The organism is Streptomyces sp. NPDC007025, from assembly GCF_042869455.1.
Classification (GTDB): Bacteria; Actinomycetota; Actinomycetes; order Streptomycetales; family Streptomycetaceae; genus Streptomyces.
On sequence record NZ_JBIAFT010000011.1, the window covers coordinates 167,908 to 185,577 of the forward strand.

Annotated in this window: 6 protein-coding genes; all 6 read left to right on the forward strand. The window is 73.3% G+C overall.

Annotated elements, in window-relative coordinates; genetic code table 11:
* Window positions 1-25 precede the first annotated feature (25 nt).
* Genes ACFYMO_RS22300 through ACFYMO_RS22325 form a run of 6 tightly spaced genes read left to right on the forward strand, consistent with a single transcriptional unit; the run spans window position 26 to window position 17,626 of the window.
* Window positions 26-6,751 carry an amino acid adenylation domain-containing protein gene (locus tag ACFYMO_RS22300; protein ID WP_388548375.1) on the forward strand — a complete coding sequence of 2,242 codons (6,726 nt, stop codon included), beginning with the start codon at window positions 26-28 and terminating at the stop codon, window positions 6,749-6,751.
* Window positions 6,748-12,303: an amino acid adenylation domain-containing protein gene (locus ACFYMO_RS22305; protein WP_366771522.1), complete on the forward strand. Its 5,556-nt coding sequence runs from the start codon at window positions 6,748-6,750 to the stop codon at window positions 12,301-12,303. The genes ACFYMO_RS22300 and ACFYMO_RS22305 overlap by 4 nt, the downstream gene beginning before the upstream one ends.
* Window positions 12,300-13,454 carry a saccharopine dehydrogenase NADP-binding domain-containing protein gene (locus ACFYMO_RS22310; protein WP_366771523.1) on the forward strand — a complete coding sequence of 385 codons (1,155 nt, stop codon included), beginning with the start codon at window positions 12,300-12,302 and terminating at the stop codon, window positions 13,452-13,454. Before ACFYMO_RS22305 ends, ACFYMO_RS22310 begins: the two co-directional genes overlap by 4 nt.
* Window positions 13,451-15,496 (forward strand): Gfo/Idh/MocA family oxidoreductase, encoded by a 2,046-nt coding sequence (locus tag ACFYMO_RS22315; RefSeq protein ID WP_388548379.1) that lies wholly within the window; start codon window positions 13,451-13,453, stop codon window positions 15,494-15,496. The genes ACFYMO_RS22310 and ACFYMO_RS22315 overlap by 4 nt, the downstream gene beginning before the upstream one ends.
* A gap of 7 nt (window positions 15,497-15,503) precedes the next feature.
* The gene (locus tag ACFYMO_RS22320) at window positions 15,504-16,760 is read left to right on the forward strand and encodes a cytochrome P450 (protein WP_388548383.1); all 1,257 of its coding nucleotides are present in this window, start codon (window positions 15,504-15,506) and stop codon (window positions 16,758-16,760) included.
* On the forward strand, window positions 16,757-17,626 hold the full coding sequence (locus ACFYMO_RS22325; RefSeq protein ID WP_366771526.1) for an alpha/beta fold hydrolase: 870 nt from the start codon (window positions 16,757-16,759) through the stop codon (window positions 17,624-17,626). The genes ACFYMO_RS22320 and ACFYMO_RS22325 overlap by 4 nt, the downstream gene beginning before the upstream one ends.
* Window positions 17,627-17,670 lie beyond the last annotated feature (44 nt).

The following is a 17,670-nucleotide window of genomic DNA, read 5'->3' on the forward strand; positions in this document are numbered from 1 at the left end:
CCCCTCCGACCAGGAAGGTCCCTCAGTGAGCGATGAAGCAGTCGTCCAGGCACGAACAGCGGCAGACGAGGGGGCCCTTCACGCGTCCGGCGCGGTGCGGGAAGCGGTGGCACGCGCGCTGGAGCTGGCGCCGCACGAGCTGGACGACGACCGGGACCTCTTCGAACTCGGACTCGACTCACTGGCGTTGATGTCCCTGGTCGGTACCTGGCGTCGCGCGGGCAGCACGGTCACCTTCCAGGACCTCACCCGTACTCCGACCCTGGGCGCCTGGACGGCCCTGCTCGCACAGGAGAGTGCGGCAGAGACCGGCACCCCAAGTCCCGCCACGGCCGGCCCGCCCGCCTCCGTCCCGGCACCCGGCACCGAGACGGAACCCTTCCCGCTGGCGACGATGCAGCACGCCTACTGGATCGGACGCCAGGACGGCCAGCCGCTCGGCGGTGTCGCCGCCCACTTCTACGTCGAGCTCGACGGCCACGACGTCGACCCAGCCCGGCTCGGCACCGCCCTGCGCGCTCTGGTGCGCCGCCACGGCATGCTGAGGGCCGTCTTCGACGAGGACGGGCGGCAGTACTACGGGGCACCGGGGGACCCCCTCACCGTGCACGACCTGAGTGACCGCGATCCGGGCGACGCCGAGACCGAACTGGAGCTGCTGCGCCAGCGCAACACCCACGCCCCACCCGACATCACCTCCGGCGACGTCTTCCGCGCAGCCCTGTGCCTGCTTCCCGAGGGGCGGACCCGACTGCAGATCGACCTGGACATGATGGCCGACGACGCGCTGAGCCTCAGGGTCCTCCTGTCCGACCTGCGCCGCCTCTACGACTGTCCCGACGACCAGCCCCCCGAACTCGCCCTCGACTACCGGCGGTACCTCGCGGAACACGCCGCCCGGCGGAAGACGGAACGCGAACAGCACGCGGCCTGGTGGCGCGAACGCCTTCCGGAGCTGCCCAGCGCCCCGCGCCTGCCGACGACCGTCGACCCGCTGACTCCGGTCGGCGCCGACGACACCACGCTCACCCACTCACGCCGCCTGCACCACTGGCTGGGTCCCGCCGACAAGGCCGCCCTGATCAGCGCGGCACGACGGCACGGCATCACCCCCGCCGCCGCCCTCGCCACCGCGTTCGCCGAAGTCATCGCCGCCTGGAGCGACAGCCGGCGCTTCCTGCTCAACCTCCCGCTCTTCGACCGGGAGATGATCACCGAGGACGTCGCCGGTCTGGTCGGGGACTTCAGCAGCTCGGTCCTGCTCGATGCGGACCTGAGCGAGTCCCTGCCGTTCTCCCGCCAGGCCCGCGGGCTTCAGCAACGCCTCCAGGAAGGCATCTCGCACGGCACGTACGGCGGGGTGGAGGTACTGCGCGACCTCGCCCGCGCCGAGGGAGCCCCCGTGCTGGCCCCAGTCGTCTACACCAGCGCCATCGGACTGGGCGAGATCTTCGAGCAGGACGTCCAGAAGTCCTTCGGCCGCCCCTCCTGGATCATCTCCCAGGGTCCCCAGGTCTACCTGGACGCCCAGGTCACCGAACTCGACGGCGGCCTCCTGCTCAACTGGGACGTCCGCGACGGCGTGCTGGAGGCCGGGGTGCCGGACGCCGCGTTCGACGCCTACCGCCGCCTCATCACCCGCCTGATCAGCGACCCCGACACCTGGTACGGGCCGGTGGACGGCCTCCTCGCCCCCGACGTCCTGCCGAGGCGCGCGGTGGCGGCCCTGTCCCCCACGCCACCGCCGGACCGCGCCCTGCACACCCGGTTCTTCCGGCTCGCCGAGAACGAACCGGATCGCGTCGCCGTCGTCCGCGCCGGCGGCGACACCCTCACCTACGGCGAACTCGCCGACACCGCCCGCAGGATCACCGCGCTCCTGCGCGAGCACGGCGTCCGGGAGGGCGACACCGTCGCGCTGACCCTGCCCAAGGGCACCGACCAGATCGCCGCCGTCCTCGGCATCCTCGCTGCGGGCGCCGCGTACGCCCCCGTCGGCGTCGAGCAGCCCGCCGTACGCCGCGCACGCATCCACTCCGTGGCCGACGCCGCCGCCGTGCTCACCGACCGGGAACACGCGCCGCTCTGCGAGGGGGTGTCCACGGCCCCGGTACTCCTCCTGGAGGACGCCGGGGCGCGGGAGCACGCCCCCGTGGTTCAGCCGGATCCCGCCCTGCCCGCCTACGTGCTGTTCACGTCCGGATCCACGGGGCTGCCCAAGGGCGTCGAGGTGTCGCACCGCGCGGTCGTCAACACGGTCGAGGCGATGGAGGAGCAGTTCGGCCTCGGCCCCGCCGACCGCACCCTGGCGATCTCCGCGCTCGACTTCGACCTCGCCACCTGGGACGTCTTCACCCCGTTGTCGCTCGGCGGACAGGTCGTGACAATCGGCCAGGACCAGCGCCGCGACGCCCACCACTGGGCACGCCTGGTGCGTGAGCACGGGGTGACGCTGGTGCAGTGCGTGCCCGCCCTGCTGGACCTGCTGATGGCCGCAGGGGAGGGCGAAGGACTCGGGGACGGTCTGCGCATGGTGCTGCTCGGCGGGGACTGGGTCGGCCTCGACCAGCCCCGCAGGCTGCGCGCCCTCGTACCCGGCTGCCGATTCGTGGCCCTCGGCGGCATGACGGAGGCCGCCGTCCACTCCACGGTGTTCGAGGTCCAGGAGACCGACCCCGCCTGGAAGTCCGTCCCCTACGGCGTCCCCCTGCGCAACATGCGGGCCCGCGTCGTGGACGGACGGGGACGTGACTGCCCCGACCTCGTCCCCGGCGAGCTGTGGATCGGCGGCCCCGGCGTCGCCAACGGCTACCGGGCCGACCCCGGACGGACCGCGGAACGCTTCGTCGAGTACGACGGCGAACGCTGGTACCGCAGCGGAGACCTCGCCCGCTACCGGCCCGACGGGGTACTGGAGTTCCTCGGCCGCGCCGACCACCAGGTGAAGATCGGCGGTCACCGCATCGAACTCGGCGAGGTCGAGTCCGCCTTGGAGGACGACCCCGCCGTGCTGCACGCGGTCGCCTGCGTCCTGGACACCCCCGCACGGCACCTCGCCGCGGCGGTCTCCGCGCCCGGGGACGCACCGGATCCGGATCAGGTGCTGCTCAGGGCGGGACAGCGGCTCCCCGCCCACATGGTCCCCGAGCGCCTGCTCGTCCTGCGCGACCTGCCGCTGACCGCCAACGGCAAGCTCGACCGGGCCGCCGTCCGCCGGGCGCTCACCGAGGCGGCGGGTGACGACGGCCCCCGGACCTCGGCACCGGTCGGACCGGTGGAGACCGCGGTGGCGACCGAGTGGGCCGACCTGCTCGACGTCGCCGAAGTGGGCCGGGAAAGCAGCTTCTTCCTGCTCGGTGGCGACTCCCTCGTCGCGACCCGGATGATCGGCCGACTGCGTGCCGCCGGGTTCCCCGACGCCCGCGTCGCCGACCTCTTCGCCCACCCCGTGCTGCAGCACTTCTGCGAGACGCTGCGCCCCGAGGCGGGGAAGAGCGCCGAGACGGAACCCGCCCCCGTCGTGGCCACCGACCCGGACCACGCCCACGAGCCCTTCCCGCTCACGGACGTCCAGGCCGCCTATCACACGGGCCGCGACCCCCGCTTCACCCTCGGCGGCGTCGGCACCTGGCACTACACGGAGTTCGACGGCACGGACGTCGACCTGGACCGGCTGGAGCGCGCCTGGAACACCCTCGTCCGCCGGCACGGCATGCTCCGCGCGGTCGTGGCGGAAGGACACCAGCGCGTCCTGCCCGACGTACCGCCCCTGCGCATAGCGGTGGCGGACCTCCCGGCCGGCGATGCCACCGAGGCGCTGGCAGACCTGCGCGCCCGCCTGTCCCAGCAGGTGCGTGACCCCGCCCGGTGGCCCCTCTTCGCGGTCGAGGCGGTGCGCTACCAGGACGGCGGAACTGGAACTCCTCGCACCCGCATCGGCGTCGGACTGGACTACCTGGTCCTGGACGCCCTCTCCATCACCACGCTCTACGCCGAACTCAACGCGCTCTACGCCGATCCCGGGCACACACTCCCGCCCGTCGACGTCACCTTCCGTGACTACCTGACCGGCCTGCCCGCCGATCCGGACTCGGCCGAGCGGGCCCGGGCCCACTGGCAGGCGCGGCTGTCCGGACTGCCGCCCCCGCCCCCGCTGCCCCTCGACCGTGACCCCGCGACCCTCGACGCGCCCGTCTTCACACGGCGCCGGCTGAGCCTGCCCGCCGAGGACTGGCAGGCCGTCAAGCGGGACGCGGCCCGGCACGGACTCACCCCGTCCACCGTCCTGCTGGCCCTGTACGCGGAGGTCCTGGCCGTCTGGAGCGGCACCGACGCGCTGACCGTCACGCTCACCCTCTTCAACCGCCGGGACGTCCACCCCCACATCCACCGCGTACTGGGCGACTTCACCTCGCTCTCCCTGGCCGGGTACCGACGCGACGGCGCGACCTGGCTGGCGGCGGCCGGAGCACTGCAACGCCGCCAGGCGGAGGACCTGGACCACCTGAACGTCCCGATCGACTGGCTGCTGCGCGAGTTCGGCCGCCGTACGGGCACCGTCGACGCGGCCGCGCCCGTGGTGTTCACCAGTGCCATCGGCGTCGGCGACGCGACGCTGGCCGGAACGGGCACGGGCCTGCCCGCCAAGGTCTGGGGCATTTCGCAGTCCCCGCAGGTGTGCCTGGACAACCAGGTCACCGAGGAGTCCGGGAGCCTGGTCGTCACCTGGGACGCCGTAGAGGACCTGTTCCCCGAGGGTGTGCTGGACGCGATGTTCGACGCCTACGCAGGGCTGCTGCGGTACGCCGTCGCCGGTGACTGGGACGCGCCGCTGCCGGACCTGCTGCCCGCGTCCCACCACGAACGGAGGGCCGCCGCCGCGGGTGAGGCCGCCCTGGAGCCGGTGGTGCCGCGTCCGCTGCACGAGGCGTTCTTCCTCCACGCCGAGGCCACTCCCAACCGCACCGCTCTCGTCACGACGGCCGGGGAGAAGGTGACCTACGGGACCCTCGCCGACCAGGCGCTGCGCACGGCCGCCGCACTCGGGGACGCGGGCGTCGTTCCGGGCGAACTCGTCGCCGTCACCGTGCCCAAGGGGCCGGAGCAGATCGCCGCGGTCCTCGGCGTCCTCGCGGCCGGTGCCGCCTACGTACCGCTGAGCCTCGAACAGCCCGTCGCACGGGTGGAGCGGATACACGCCACCGCCGGGTTCCGCGCCGTGGTGGGCGACTGGCCCCCCGCGGGAAGGGCGGCTCCCCGCGTCCTGTCCGTCACGGACACGCGGGACCACGAGCCCCTGCCCGCCCCGGCGAAGGTGCTACCCGAAGCACTCGCCTACACCATCTTCACCAGCGGCTCCACCGGCGAGCCCAAGGGGGTCCAGATCACCCACGCGGCCGCCTGGAACACGATCGCCGACATCAACACCCGGCACGGCATCGCCGCGGACGACCGCGTGTTCGCGCTGTCCGCACTGGACTTCGACCTTTCCGTGTACGACGTCTTCGGGCTGCTCGGCGCCGGCGGATCCCTCCTGCTGCCCAGCGAGGACCAGTGCCGTGAACCGGCCCGCTGGCCGAGCCTGCTCGACCGGTTCGGAGTGACCGTCTGGAACTCCGTGCCCGCCCTGCTCGACCTGCTCCTCGACGCCGACGAGCAGGAGGCGCCCGAGGTGCCGGAGCGCGCCCGCCTCGTGGGGCTGCGGACGGCGTTGGTCTCCGGCGACTGGATCGGGCTCGACCTGCCCGGTCGGCTGCGCGAACGCACCCTGGGACGCTGTGCCTTCGTCGCCATGGGCGGCGCGACCGAGGCCGCCATCTGGTCCAACACGCTCACCGTCGACGAGCCGGATCCCCGGTGGGTCTCCATCCCCTACGGCCGCCCGCTGACCGGGCAGCGCTACCGCGTCGTCGACCGGTACGGGCGGGACTGCCCCGACTGGACACCCGGCGAACTGTGGATCGGCGGCGAGGGACTGGCCGTCGGCTACCTCGCCGACCCGGACCGCACCGCCGAGAAGTTCGTCGAGCATGAGGGGCGGCGCTGGTACCGGACCGGTGACCTGGGCCGGTTCCGGGGAGACGGGCTGATCGAGTTCCTCGGCCGCTTCGACAGCCAGCTGAAGATCGCCGGCCACCGCATCGAGGCCGGCGAGATCGAGGCCGCGCTGGAGTCCCACCCCGGCGTCGCCCGCGCCGCCGTCGTGGCCGTGGGGGAGCGCACTGCCAAGCGCCTGGCCGCCTTCGCCGTACCGAACGAGCCGACACCGCACGCGGAGCGCGCCGGGCTGGTGGTGGAGGCGGCCGCGTGGGACGCGGACCTCACCGAGAGCCTCTTCGCCCATCTGGCCGAGCGAGTGCCCGTCTACGCGATCCCCTCCCGCATCCAGCTGCTGCCCGCCCTGCCGCTCACCGCGAACGGCAAGGTCGACCGGGGCGCCCTCGCCGCCATGGTGGGACCCGACACCACACCGGCCGAGGCCGAACCGCCACTCGGGGAGACCGAGACGGCCGTCGCCGGTCTCTGGAGCGAGTACCTGCCGCGCTGGACCCCGGACCGCACCGCCAACTTCTTCGCGGCGGGCGGCGACAGCCTCACCGCGCTGCGCCTGCTCACCGCGATCGAGCGCCGCCTCGGGGCCGCCGTGCCCGTCCGGCGCTTTTTCGCCGCACCGACCGTAGCCGCGCTCGCCGCGGACATCACCCGAACGCTCGCGGCCCACGGGACCGCCTATGAGACCGGAGAGCTGTGAACATCGCTGAACTGCTGGCCCGTTACGCCGACGACGGCGTGGTGCTGTGGGCCCAGGACGGACAACTGCGCTTCCGCGCCCCCCAGGGCCGGCTCACCGGCACCCACCGGGCCGAACTGCGCACCCACAAGGAAGCCATCCTGCGCCACCTGGAGGCGCAGGAACCGGCAGTGCGCGCCGACCCGAAGCGCCGCCACGAGCCGTTTCCGCTGACGGACATCCAGGCCGCCTACCTCATCGGACGCACCGACGCCTACGCATACGGCGGTGTCGGCTGCCACGCCTACGTCGAACTGGAATACCCCGACCTGGACGCGGACCACGTCACCGCCGTGTGGCGGGACCTGGTCCAGCGGCACGACATGCTCCGCGCCGTCATCCACCACGACGGCTACCAGCAGGTCCTGACCGACGTACCCGAACTCGACATCAAGGCCGACGACCTGACCGGCCTCCCGCCGGCCGAAGCCGAGGCGGAGGTGGAACGCACCCGCGCACGGCTGTCCGCCCGCGAGACGCCCACCGACCAGTGGCCGCTCTTCGAGGTCCACGTGAGCCGCACCGCCGAGCGGGCGGTCCTCCACCTCGCCTTCGACATGCTGGTCGTCGACCACGCCAGCCTGCGCGTCCTGCTCGCCGAGTTCCAGCGCGGCCACGCCGGTGAGCCCCTCACCGAGGCACCGCGGATCACCTTCCGTGACTATGTCCTGGCCCGCCGCGCCCTCACCGACACGGACGCGCACACCCGCGACCGCGCCTACTGGACCGAGCGGCTCGACACCCTGCCGCCCGCGCCCGAGCTGCCCCTCGCCGAAGCCTGGGAGGCGGGCGTCAGAGACCCGCGGGAGGCGGCTCACCCCGCTGCTCCGGCCGAGTCGGGGACCTTCCGCCGGCTGGAGGTCCTGCTGACCGCAGCCGAACGGGACCGCCTCACCGAGCGGGCCGCGCACCGAGGTCTCACCCTGTCCACGGCGCTGCTCACCGCGTATGCCGAGACGGTCGGCCGCTGGTCGCGCACCAGCCGGTTCACGCTCAACGTGCCGACGGTGGACCGGCCCGACCTGCACGAGGACATCGGCCGCCTCGTGGGCGACTTCACCTCGCTCGAACTGCTCGCCGTGGACCTGGACGCCCCGGCGGCCTTCGCCGAACGGACGCGGCGCCTCGGGGAGCAGCTCCTGGAAGACCTCGCGCACCCCCTGTTCACGGGCTCGGAGGTGCTCGCCGAGCTGTCCCGAAGGGCCGGGGCCCCGGTACTGATGCCGGTCGTCTTCACCAGCGCCCTGGGATCCGGCGCCACCTCCGAGGGCGTACCCCCCGAGGTGACGTACGCCGCGACCCGGACGCCGCAGGTCTGGCTCGACTGCCAGGTCATGCACCGCGGCGACACGCTGAGCCTGTCCTGGGACATCCGCGAGGGCGCCCTCGCCCACGGTGTGGCCGATGCGATGTTCGAGGCGTACACGGGCCTCGTGCGGACCCTGTCGGCCGAGGGGGAAGCCGGCGACGCCGCCTGGGACGCCCCGGCCGGCATCACACTGCCCGAGGACCAGGCCGCGCGGCGGAACGCCGTCGACGCGACCGCCGGGCCGCTGCCGGACTCTCTGCTCCACGAACCGGTTCTCGCCCGGGCCCGGATCACACCGGACGCGATCGCGGTCCGCACTCCGGAACTGACCCTCACCTACCAGGAGCTCATCGACCGTGCCAACGGCGTTGCCGAAACACTGACGGCGTCGGGTCTGCGGGCGGGGGAGCCCGTGGCCATCTGGGCGGACAAGGGCTGGGAGCAGGTCGTCGCAGTCTTCGGCACGCTGATGGCGGGGGGTGCCTATCTCCCCGTGGACACGTCCCAGCCGCCGGCCCGCCGGGACACGATCATCGCGGACGCGGGGGTCCGCACGGTCCTCACCCAGTCCTGGCTCGCCGAGATCGACGACCTCCCGGAAGGTGTCACGGCGGTCGCCGTCGATCTCCTGCCCCAGGATTCGCGGGCAACGCCCGATGCGAGCGCAACTCCGCGCGACCCGGACGACCTCGCCTACATCATCTACACCTCGGGCTCCACCGGTACGCCCAAGGGCGTGATGATCAGTCACCGGGCCGCCCTCAACACCGTCGAGGACGTCAACCGCCGCTTCGGCGTCACCGAACGCGACCGTGTCCTCGGCATCGCGGGACTCGGCTTCGACCTGTCCGTCTACGACCTGTTCGGGCCGCTCGCCGTGGGCGCCTGTCTCGTCCTGCCCGCCGCCGACCGGCGCGGCGACCCCTCCCACTGGGCCGAACTCGTCCGCGACTTCGGAGTCACCGTGTGGAACTCGGTCCCCGGACAGCTCCACATGCTGTGCGACTGGCTGCGCTCCGAACCCCCCGCCGACGACGCCTCACTCCGGCTCGCGCTGATATCCGGCGACTGGATACCCGTCGCCCTGCCCGACCAGGCCCGCGAGCTGCTTCCCGGCCTTGAGATCATCTCCCTCGGTGGTGCCACCGAAGGCTCCGTCTGGTCCATCGCCCACGCCATCGACGCCGTGGACACGGCCCGGCCGAGCATCCCCTACGGCAGGCCCCTGACCAACCAGACCTTCGCCGTACTCGACCGGCACCTGCGGGCCCGGCCCGAATGGGTGCCGGGGGAGCTGTTCATCGGCGGCGCCGGTGTCGCCCTGGGCTACTTCGGTGACGAGGCGCGCACGGCGGAGCGGTTCCTCACCGACCCCGCGACCGGACAGCGGCTCTACCGCACCGGTGACCTCGGGCGGTACCTCCCCGACGGCACCATCGAATTCCTGGGCCGCGAGGACGCCCAGATCAAGATCCGCGGCTACCGGGTCGAACTCGCCGAGGTGGAAGCCGCCGCACAGGCCCACCCGGAGATCGCGGCGGGCGCCGTCATCGTGGACGACTCGGCGGCCGGAGGCCGGCGCCTGGCCGCGTTCGTGGAGACGGCCCGCAAGGACGGCGCGCCCGACCCGGACGCCGCCGGCGCCGGTACACCGACGCCCCGGGCCCAGGCGCGCGCCGCTGCCGCCGGCGCCGTACGGGAAGCCTCCGCGGCCGTCGACGCCGCCCGGCTGACCGAATTCCTGGCCGCCCTCGACGAGGTGGCCCTCGTGGAGATGACCCGCGTCCTGGAGGGCTCCGGAGTGTTCGCCGACGGTGCGTCGCGCACCGCGGAGGAGGTGGGCGCGGCGCTCCGTGCCACCCCCCGCCACCGGCACATCGTGCGGCGCTGGCTGCGCGCGCTGGCGGCGCGCGACCGGCTTGCGCACCGGGAGTCCGACGACACGTACAGCGGGCTCGTCCCCGTCTCCGCTCCCGACGCGGAGCACGGCTGGCAGCGCGCCGCGGAACTGGAGCACGAGATCGGCTGGAGCACGGAACTGCTCACCGCCATGCGCACCTGTGCCGAGCGGCTGCCCCAGCTCGTCTCCGGTGTTACCGGCATCCGGGAACTGCTCTTCCCCGGCGCGGCGACCGAGGCCGCCGACGCCGCCTACCGCGACAACCTCGCCATCCGGCACCTCAACCGCGCGGTGGTCGCCGCGCTGCGCGAGATCGCCGCCGGCCACACCGGCGAAGAGCGGCTGCGTGTCCTGGAGGTGGGCGGCGGAGTCGGCGGCACCACCGGCGAACTGGTGCCCGTCCTCGCCGAGTACGGCGTCGACTACCTGTTCACGGACGCCTCCTCGTTCTTCCTGCACGAGGCCCGCGAGCGCTTCGCCGACCACGCGTGGGTCCGCTACCAGCGCTTCGACGTCGACGAGGACCCGCGCGCCCAGCACCTGCAGCCCAACACCTTCGACGTGGTGATCTGCGCCAACACCCTGCACGCCGCCGCCGACGCGGACGCGGCCGTGGGCCGCCTGCGGGAACTGCTCGTGCCCGGTGGACAGCTGGTGTTCGTGGAGAACACCCGTGACGAGAACCTGCCGCTGCTGATCTCCATGGAGTTCCTGGAGGTCTCGGGCCGGACGTGGACCGATGTCCGCGAGCACACCGGCCAGTCCTTCCTCACCCACACCCAGTGGCGTGCACTCCTCGACGCGCACGCCGCGTCCGAGGTCGTCTCGCTGCCCGGCCCCCGGGACGCGCTGGCCCGGACCGGCCAAGAGGTCTTTCTCGCCACCCTGAAGGACGACCGGCACCACGTCCCGGTGGGCGAACTGGCCCGCACGGCGGCGACCCGGCTCCCGGAGTACATGCTCCCCTCGGTGTGGCAGGTCGTCGACACCCTGCCCCGCACGGCCAACGGCAAGACCGACCGCGCCCGCCTGCAAAGCTGGCTGCCCCGCGAGAGCGCCCCGTCCGTCGTGGACGAGAAGCCCAAGGACGACCTGGAGCACGGCCTCGCCGACCTCTGGTCCGAACTCCTCGCGGTCGGCGGCGTCAGCCGCAACGACGACTTCTTCGACCTCGGCGGCGACTCCCTCCTCGTCGCCCGCATGGTGGGCCGCCTGCGCGAACGTGTGCCGCAGGCGGCGGACCTGGAGTGGGAGGTCGTGCTGCGCCACATGCTGCGCCGCCCGACGGTCGCCGGTCTCGCTGCGTTCCTGCGCTCCCTGGCCGGCCCCGAGGACGCGCCGGCCACCGGCGCGGTCCGCACGGACCCCGTGATCCATCTGCACGGCGCCCGGTCCGACGACGAACCCACCACCGTGCTCGTGCACGCCGGCACCGCGACGATCATGCCCTACCGGGCACTGATCACCGAGATCCGGCGCCGCTCGCCCGGCCTCGCCGAAGTCGTGGGCGTGGAGGTCCCGGACCTGAGCGGTTTCCTCGCCGCCCCGCCCCAGGGACTCATCGAGCAGATGGCGGCCGACTACGCCCGCGCCCTGACGGCCGACGGCCGCAGCCGCTTCCACGTCGTCGGCTACTGCCTGGGCGGCCTGATCGCCACCGAGGTGGCCCGCAACCTCGCCGAGTCCGGCGCGGAGGTGGAGAGCCTCACCGTCATCAGCAGCCACAGCCCCCGCTTCCGGCTCGACGACGAACTGCTCGCCGAGTACTCCTTCGCCGTCATGATGGGCATAGACCCCGCCGACCTCGGCTTCCCTGACGACCAGTACCGGGTCGCCGCCGCGGCCGACGCGGTCCTCGCGGCCAGCCCCGGTGTCCTGCCCGACGGCGGACTCGCCGCGCTGTCCGAGGAGTTCGCGGATGTCGCGGGACGCTTCCGACAGCTGGCCGACATCCCCCGTGCCACCCGCATCGCCCGGATGTGCGAGGCGGTGCCCGCCTCGGCCGGCACCTACGAACCCGACCACATGACACGGCTCTTCCTCGCCTTCCGGCAGAGCGTCTTCGCCATCACCCGCTACGACGCCGAGCCCTACGCCGGGGACATCACCTTCCTGCGCCACGACGGGGACTACCCCTTCCCGGGCAGCAAGGACGCCGTCACCACCTACTGGGAGGAACTCGCCCTCGGCGACCTGGACATCGTCGACATCGGCGGCGACCACTACAGCTGCCTCTCCGTCGAGCACGCGCCCGGCATCCTCAAGACCCTCGCCGAGCTGACCCAGGGAGCGATCACCCGATGACCAAGCCCGTGATCGGAGTCCTGGGCGCCTCCGGAGCGGTCGGCAGGGCCGCTGTGCGCGAACTGCGCGCCCTCGGTTACACCGGACTGCGCCTGGGCGGCCGGACCCCGTCCTCCCTGTGCGCGGTCGCCGAGGAGGACCCCGCCGGCCACGACGAGACGGTCTGGGCCGACGCCACCACACCGGACGGTCTGCGGGCCTTCACCGAGGGCTGCGACATCGTCCTCAACTGCGTCGGACCCACCTACCGGCTCCGCGCCGCCGTGGCCTTCGCGGCGCTCGACGCCGGCGCGCACTGCGTCGACGTGGCCGGGGACGACCCGGCCGCCGAGGACCTCGACAAGGGCGGCGACCCGGTCCGCGACGCCCGCACCGTCGTCCTGTCCGCGGGCGCCCTGCCCGGCCTGTCCAGCCTCCTGCCCCGCTGGCTCGCGGCGCGGGGCGGCCTGGACACCGCCACCACGCTCACCGCCCACTGCGGCGGCCTGGAGACCTGTTCACCGACGGTCGCCCACGACCTGATGCTGTCCCTCAGCTCGGGAGGCGCGGACGGCGCGGCCTACGGGGAGGCTCTCGCCGCTGTCAGAGGCGGCCGGCGCGTCTCGCGCGTCCTGCGCACCGACGAGGACACCGCGCACGAGGCGTTCCCCGGCCGGGTCGCCGTACAGCCCTACCTCAGCGGCGAGAGCGAACGCCTCGCCACCGTCCTCGGCCTCGACCGGCTCGACTGGTACAACGTCCACCCCGGCCCCGCCGTACGCGCGCTGCTCAACCTCCTGCCGGGCCGACTCGCGGCCGGGGAGGACCCGGACCGGCTGGCCGAGCGGCTGATCCTCGCCGCCGACCTGGACCTGGCCGGGCGCAGGCCGTACTACGTCATGGACTTCGAACTGTCGGGCACGGCATCGGGAACGCCCGCGACCGCCGGGGCGACCCTGCGCGCGGCCAGCAGCTACCGGCTCACCGCTGTCGTGGGCGCTATGGCGGTCGACGCGGTGCTGCGCGGCGCGGTGGGCGCGGGTGTGCACTTCGCCTGCGACGTGCTGGACCCGGACACCGTGACCGGGCACCTGCGCTCCCACGGCGTCGCCGACCTCCGGCTCACCGGAACGGCCGCCGAGACCGAGCAGGTCGAGGAGGGCGTCCTGTGAGCACTTCGACACCCCTGCGCGTCCTGGTCTGCGGCACCAACTTCGGCCGCTTCTACGCCGAGGCGGTACGTCGGCTCCCCGGGTACACCCTCGCGGGCATCCTGAGCAGGGGGTCATCGGCCTCCCGGACGTACGCCGAGAGCCTGGGCGTCCCCTTCTGCACCGACGCCGACGACCTGCCCGCCGACATCGACGCCGCCTGCGTGGCGGTGAGTTCGTCCATCTCGGGCGGCCAGGGCACCGACCTGGCGCGTGCGTTGATGGACCGCGGCATCCACGTTCTCCAGGAACACCCCGTCCACCTGTCCGAGTTGACGGGCAACCTCAAACACGCCCGCAGTCGCGGCGTGCAGTACCGGCTCAACACCCACTACCCGCACGTGGCCCCGGTGCGCTCCTTCGTCGAGGCGGCCCGGCGGCTCGTCGCACGCCAACAGCCCCTGTTCCTGGACGCCGCGACCCCGGTCCACCTGATGCACCCCTTGGTGGACATCCTCGGGCAGGCCATGGGCACCCTGCGGCCCTGGCGTTTCGCGGACCCGGCGCCGCTGCCCGCCGAGATCGGGCCGCAGCCCTTCCGCTCCCTGCACGGCGTGTTCGCCGGCGCGCCCCTCACCCTGCGGGTGCATCACCAGCTCGACCCGTCCGACCGGGACAACCACGCCCTGCACTGGCACCGGATCTCCCTCGGCACCGAGGGCGGAGTGCTCACCCTGGCCGATACCCACGGCCCCGTCCTGTGGAGCCCCCGCCTGCACATCGGGCGGGACGCCGACCGGCGCTTCGTCCTGGACGGGCCGGGCACCGGCCGTCTGGGGCTCGGAAGCACGGCGGTGGTCGGCGGCACGGGGTCCTTCCGCACGGTCTTCTCCGACCTGTGGCCGGAAGCGATCGGCAGCGCGCTCGACGGGCTGCGCGACGCGGTCGCGCAGGGCGGCGACGCCCTGCGCGCGGGCCAGTACGACCTGGCCGTGTGCCGTCTCTGGAGCGATCTCGCGTCCCGGCTGGGACCCCCCGAGATCGTCAGGCCGGCCACGCCCCGGCCCCTCGCGGTGAGTGACGTCTTCCCAGCGCCGGAGCGGTTCCCGTACGACACCAGCGCCTCCAACTCCGCCCCGGCCCCACCGTCCGGCCGCGCGGAACCGGCGTCGGCCGGCCCGGCGGACAGCGTCGCGTACTCCCCGTCCGCCGAGTTCTTCGACTTGGTCGCCGCCGAGCACACCGCGACCGCGAGCGCCCCCGCCGTCGCCGCACTCCTCGCCGACGCCGACCTCGGCACCGGACCGGTGGTGGACATCGGCGCCGGCACCGGTCTGGTGACCGAGGCCGTCGCCCGGGCCCGGCCGGACGCGGAGATCATCGCCTGTGAACCGTCCGTCGGCATGCGGGCCGTGCTCACCAGCCGGGTGTTCAGCGACGAGGACCTGAGGCCCCGGGTGACCGTCACCGCGGACGCCGCCCCGGACCTCGATCTTCCCGACCGGTTCAGCGTCGTGCTGCTCTGCGGAGTCCTCGGCCACCTCGACGCCGAGGAGCGGGCCAGGCTGTGGCGGCGCGTGACACGGCGGCTGGCCCCCGGCGGGCTCGTGGTCGTCGAACTCATGCAGTTCGAGGAACCGACGACCCTTCCCGAGACCCGGCTCGCCACCACCACCGCCGGACGCCACCGCTACGAGTGGTCGTTCGGCGGCGCACCCGACGAGGCTGAGGACGGCGTGATGCGTCTGCAGTCCACGTGGCGGGTCTACCGGGACGGCGCCCCGCGGGCGGAACGCGAGGTGCACGACTCCTATCGCTGGGAGCCCTTCGGACTGAAGGACGTGGTCGCCGAGTCCGGCATGACCGCACGCACCTTGCCCACCCGCCCCGGAGCACCCCCGCTGGCCGTCCTCACCCGGGCCCCGGACACGACCGGCGAGGCCGCCGGAGCGCACCTGCCGCACGCGCGGACCGCGCTCGACGCCCCCGACGCCTCCGCCACACGGGCCTCCCCGGGCCGCCCGCGCACCGACCCCCCGCTCGTCTCCTCCACCGACGGCTAGGACCACCATGAGAACCCCCGAGACCTCCACCCCCGACCGGCTCCGCACGGACGCCGGACCGAACCCCGAGGCCCAGCCCCGGGACTTCCCAGTCCAGCGCGGCTGCCCTTTCACCGCGCCCGCGGAGTACGACGCACTGCGCACCCACGACCCGGTCGCCCGCGTCACCCTGCCGACGAAGAAGGAAGCATGGGTGGTCACCCGCTACGACGACGTACGCGAGCTGCTCTCCGACTCCCGGGTCAGCGCCGACATCCGCCGCCCCGACTTCCCCGCCCTCGGCGAGGGCGAACAGGAGGCCGGGGCGAGGTTCCGTCCCTTCATCCGCACCGACGCTCCCGAGCACACCAAGTACCGGCGGATGCTCCTGCCGGTGTTCACCGTCCGCCGGGTGCGGGCGATGCGGCCCGCCGTGCAGGCCCGCGTCGACGAGATCCTGGACGGCATGCTCGCCGGCGGCGGCCCCGTGGACTTCGTCTCCGTGTACGCCAACGCGGTCTCCACGTCGGTGATCTGCGAACTGCTCGGCATCCCCCGCGAGAACCTGGAGTTCTTCCGGGACGTCACCCGCGTCTCCGGCTCCCGCAGCAGCACCGCCGAACAGGTTTCCGAAGCCCTCGGCGGCCTCTTCGGCCTGCTCGCCGAACTGGTCGGCAAGCGGCGTGAGGAAGCCCGCGACGACCTGATCTCCAAGCTCGTCACCGAGCACCTCGTCCCCGGCCACGTGACCATGGACCAGCTCCTGTCCACGCTCGGCATCACCATCAACGCCGGCCGTGAGACCACCACCAGCATGATCGCCCTGAGCACACTGCTCCTCCTGGACCGACCGGAGCTGATGGAGGAACTTCGCCGCGACCCCTCCCTGATGCCCGCCGCCGTCGAGGAACTCCTGCGCGTCCTCTCCGTCGCCGACTCCATCCCCCTGCGCGTGGCCGCCGAGGACATCGACCTGTCCGGCGGCCGGACGATCCCCGCCGACGACGGCGTCATCGCCCTCCTGGCCGGCGCCAACCACGACCCCGAGCAGTTCGACGACCCGGAGCGGGTCGACTTCCACCGCACCGACAACCACCACGTCGCCTTCGGCTACGGCGTCCACCAGTGCATCGGACAGCACCTCGCCCGGCTGGAACTGGAGGTCGCCCTGGAGACCCTGATACGCCGTGTGCCCACCCTCCGCCTCGCGGGGGACCGGGACGACGTCGTCGTCAAGCACGACTCGGCCACCTTCGGCCTCGAAGAACTGAGGGTCATCTGGTGACCGCGTCCTCCGCACCCAACGCGTCCTTCCAGCACTCGGCGCGGCCTCCCGTACAGCCCTCCGCGCGCGCCGCGCGTGCCGACAGCCCGTGGATCCGGCGGTGGAGCGGCGCGCCCGCACCCCGGTACACCCTGATCTGCCTGCCGCACGCAGGTGGCAGCGCGGGCTTCTACCGGCCCTGGGCGGCGCTCACACCCCCCGAGGTCGAACTTCTCGCCATCCAGTACCCCGGCCGGGAGGACCGATTCGAGGACCCGGAGGCCGCCGACATGGCCGACCTGGTGGGTGCGGTGGCCGACGCCGTCGCGCCGCTGCTCGACCGGCCATACGCCCTCTTCGGGCACAGCATGGGCTCCGCCGTGGCCTGGGAACTCGCCCACGAGCTGGAAAGGCGCCGCATCCCGGGCTCACGCCGCCTGTTCGCGTCCGGCCGGGCCGCCCCCGGCACCGCGGTCACCGGGCAGCTGCACCGCCAGGACGACGACACCCTGGGCGCCGAGCTGGCCCGACTGGGCGGCACCAGCCGGGAGGTCCTCGACGATCCCGGACTGCGTTCCCTGGTCCTGACGGCCGTGCGCCACGACTACCGGATCATCGAGACGTACCGGCCGCCGCAGCGGCCACCGCTGTCCTGCCCTCTGCACGTCCTGACCGGGAGCGCGGACCCGGAACTCGGCGCGGAACGCACCCGTGAACGGGCGGGCGGCTGGGCGGACCTCACCACCGCCCGCACCGAGGTACGCGTCTTCCCCGGCGACCACTTCTACCTCACCCCGCGCCGCCGCGAGGTCGTCGCCACGGTCCTGCGCAGGCTGGACCCCTCGCTGACCACTGGTGGCGCGCACACCTGGCCGAGCACCCCGTGAGCCGCGGACCCGCCGCGCCGGCACGCCAGGCCACTCACGCCCAC

Coding starts and splice junctions, on each gene's coding strand:
- ACFYMO_RS22310 (WP_366771523.1), top strand. CDS start 12,300: ATGACCAAGCCCGTGATCGGAGTCCTGGGCGCCTCCGGAGCGGTCGGC.
- ACFYMO_RS22320 (WP_388548383.1), top strand. CDS start 15,504: ATGAGAACCCCCGAGACCTCCACCCCCGACCGGCTCCGCACGGACGCC.